The 3,251-nt window shown below is 69.8% G+C and carries 4 protein-coding genes; 1 reads left to right on the top strand and 3 read right to left on the bottom strand.

The window, feature by feature from the left end; all coding sequences use genetic code 11:
- On the bottom strand, positions 1-326 hold a 326-nt coding region (locus AC2VNT_RS11140), incomplete at its 3' end, for an NAD(P)-binding domain-containing protein (RefSeq protein WP_486946910.1).
- A 198-nt stretch (positions 327-524) separates the two neighbouring features.
- A complete protein-coding gene (locus AC2VNT_RS11135; RefSeq protein ID WP_486946909.1) occupies positions 525-1,550 on the bottom strand; it encodes an NAD(P)H-dependent glycerol-3-phosphate dehydrogenase in 1,026 nt (341 codons plus the stop codon).
- A 516-nt stretch (positions 1,551-2,066) separates the two neighbouring features.
- Between AC2VNT_RS11135 and AC2VNT_RS11130 the strand changes: the two genes are divergently transcribed.
- Positions 2,067-3,107, top strand: a complete 1,041-nt coding sequence (locus AC2VNT_RS11130; RefSeq protein ID WP_486946908.1) for an HAD-IIA family hydrolase — start codon at positions 2,067-2,069, stop codon at positions 3,105-3,107.
- A 19-nt stretch (positions 3,108-3,126) separates the two neighbouring features.
- Here AC2VNT_RS11130 and AC2VNT_RS11125 read toward each other — a convergent pair.
- The coding region (locus AC2VNT_RS11125; protein ID WP_486946911.1) for a hypothetical protein at positions 3,127-3,251 on the bottom strand (125 nt) is incomplete at its 5' end.

Here is a 3,251-nt window from a genome sequence, read left to right as displayed (position 1 = left end):
GACACCACCGGAACCCACGGCCGCAGTTCGGCGGCGAGTTCGGTGAGCACGGCGCGGAAGCCGTGCGAGGGGACCGCCATCACGACGACGTCGGCGTTGCGGGCGGCCTCGGTGAAGTCGGTGGTGGCGCGCAGGGTGCCGGAGAGCACCACCTCGTCACCGAGGTAGCGACTGTTGCGGTGGTTGTCGTTGATGTCGTTGGCGGTCTCGGTGGAGCGCACCCACTGCAGGGTCGGAGTCCGTCGGGAACAGATGGACGCGACGGTGGTGCCCCACGAGCCGCCGCCCAGCACCACCACCGTCGGTTTCCGGAGTGCGGTCGCCATGACGATCAGCGTATTGCGGCTGCCGCCCCCGCACCGGCAGTTGGCGAACTCAGCCGTCGGCGGCGGAGTCGCCCGGGTCGCTCAGCGCCGGCAGGCTGAGCGCGGCGGCGTGCTTCTGCTCCATCGCCGCGAACGTGATTGCCGCGCTGTGCAGATCGGTGGCGTGCTCGCCGACCGTGCGGATCCTCGACGAAGACGTCAGAACCCGGAGCCGTGCACCTCGTGGCCCGGCGTCTCGGCGATCAGGCCGCGGTAGGCGTCGCGAGCGGTGGATCCGTGGTTGACCACCCGGTCGACCTCGCGGGCGATCGGCATGTTCAGGTCGTACTTGTCGGCGAATTTCATGATGGCGCCCACCGCCCGGATCCCCTCGGCGACCTGATCCATCGACTCGACGATCTGGGCGACCGACTTGCCCGCGCCGAGTTGCTCCCCGACGCGGCGGTTTCTGCTCTGTTCGCTGGTGCAGGTGACGACCAGGTCGCCGATGCCGGCCAGCCCGGCGAAGGTGTCGCGGGCGCCGCCCATCGCCTCACCGAGTTTGGCCATCTCCCGTACCGACCGGGCGATCACCATCGCCTCGGTGTTGGCGCCGATCCCCAGCGCGTGGCCCATCCCGACGGCGATCGCGTACACGTTCTTCAGTGCGCCGGCCATCTCGACGCCGATCACGTCGTCGGTGTTGTAAACCCGGAACATCCTGGTGCGGAACAACGACGCGAGCTCGGCGGCCAGATGCTGGTCGGGCATGGCCAGCACGGCCGCCGCCGCATAGCCTTCGGCCACCTCGCGGGCGATGTTCGGCCCGGCCAGGATGCCGGCCGGGTGCCCGGGCAGCACCTCGTCGACGACCTCCGACATCCGCAGGTTGGTGCCCTGCTCCAACCCCTTGACCACCGACACCACCGGAACCCACGGCCGCAGTTCGGCGGCGAGTTCGGTGAGCACGGCGCGGAAGCCGTGCGAGGGGACCGCCATCACGACGACGTCGGCGAAGCCGGCGGCCTCGGCGAAGTCGGTGGTCGCCCGCAGTGCGTCGCACAGCTGCACCCCGGTGCCCAGGTAGCGGGTGTTGGTGTGCGTGTCGTTGATCTCCCCTGCGGTCGCCGTGGACCGGACCCACTGCAGCGTCGGTGTCCGGCGAGCACAGGTCGACGCGACGGTCGTCCCCCAGGACCCTCCGCCGAAGACGGCGATTCGCGGTTGGCGCAGTGTCGGTGTCATGGATGCCACCCTAGGGGCGACGTCATGGATGCCACCCTAGGGGCGACCCGATGGTCGACCGGCCGTGCGTGAGCGACCGAACATGTTCCACGCGGAGTGAGCAGACCGCCGACCCCGTGGACCTGCGGGGCGGGCGATCGGACGATGTTCACAGGGAATTGACAACCAGTTCGCCTCGCCGAAATCAAAGCATCGGAATTTCCGACCATGCAATATCCGACGCGTCCGGAACCCGCAGGCCCGACCGCGTTTCGATCTTTTATCGAGAGGCCGCTCACATGGCGCGAACCACGGTGACATATCTCACGGTTCGCGTTCCCTGTCGGCGTTCAACGCCCTGTATGCGCAGGTCGCACAGGGCGATCCCGGTGAACGGACCGCGGCCGGGCCGCCACGCCCGTGGTAGCGTCTCCGTTATGTTCTCGTGATCTGCTGAATTCGCAGGCCCACCGGTTTCGGCGAAACGATGTGCCGCAAATCCTCGACCTGATATCGACGAAATGGAGTAATTTCACATTGTCTACTCTCGCGCGTAAACAGGATTGTCTGCTGCTGGACCTGGACGGGACGCTCTACCGGGGCGAGCAGACCACCGAAGGGGCGGTCCAGGCGCTCGACGACGCGCCCGGCCGCAAGCTGTTCGTCACCAACAACGCGTCGCGTACCCCGGAGGAGGGGGCGGCGCACCTGCGGGAACTCGGGTTCAAGGCCGTCGCCGACGACCTGGCCACCAGTGCGCAGAGTGCGGCGCGGCTGCTGGCCACCCAGCTGTCAGTCGGCTCGCGGGTGTTGGTGGTCGGCACCCAGGCGCTGGTCGACGAGGTCGTCGCGGTCGGCCTCCAGCCGGTGGGCAAGCACAGCGACGGCCCGGCCGCGGTGGTGCAGGGGCTGAGCTTCGAGACCAACTGGTCCGACTTGGCCGAGGCGACGCTGGCGATCCGGGACGGCGCGCTGTGGGTGGCGGCGAATCTGGATCGGACGATCCCCACCGAGCGTGGTCTGGTGCCGTGCAACGGCTCGATGGTGGCGGCGCTGCAGGCGGCCACCGAGGCCGAGCCGCAGCTGGCCGGCAAGCCGGCGCCGGCGATGATCGTCGAAGCGGCGGCGCGCGACGACTTCCGCGCGCCGTTGATGGTGGGTGACCGGCTGGACACCGATATCGCCGGTGCGAACGCGGCCGGAGTGCCCAGCCTGATGGTGCTCAGCGGCGCGCACACGGTGGCGGACCTGATCGCGGCCCGGCCGGGACAGCGCCCGACCTACGTCGGCCACGACCTGCGGTCGCTGCACGTCGACGAGGACGTGCTGGCGGTCTCGGCACAGCCCGGGTGGGAGGTGGCGGTCGAGGACTCGGCCGTGACGGTCCACGCGGCCGGTGGCCGCGCCGACGACGACGGACTGTCGGTCGTCCGGGCGGTCGCCGCGGCGGTGTGGGACGCGGATCTCGGTGCCGACACGCTCACCATCGGCGCCGGCGACCGCGCCGCCGCCGACGCGCTGGACGGCTGGTCGCTGCTCTCCGCCGACGCCGACGTCACGGCCGCCCGGGTCGCCTAGCGAGGACCCCGGTCAACCCCTAGCCGGCCAGCTCCGTGCGATCTACGGCCCGGCCGAACACCATCGACTCGGTGATCCGGTCCAGGTGGTAGTCGACGGCGTCGGCGAAGTAGTTCTGCCGGACGTTCCACGGCCGTTTGGTGC

It is taken from the genome of Mycobacterium sp. TH-M15 (assembly GCF_057473705.1).
This window is presented reverse-complemented; position numbering and strand designations above follow the sequence as displayed.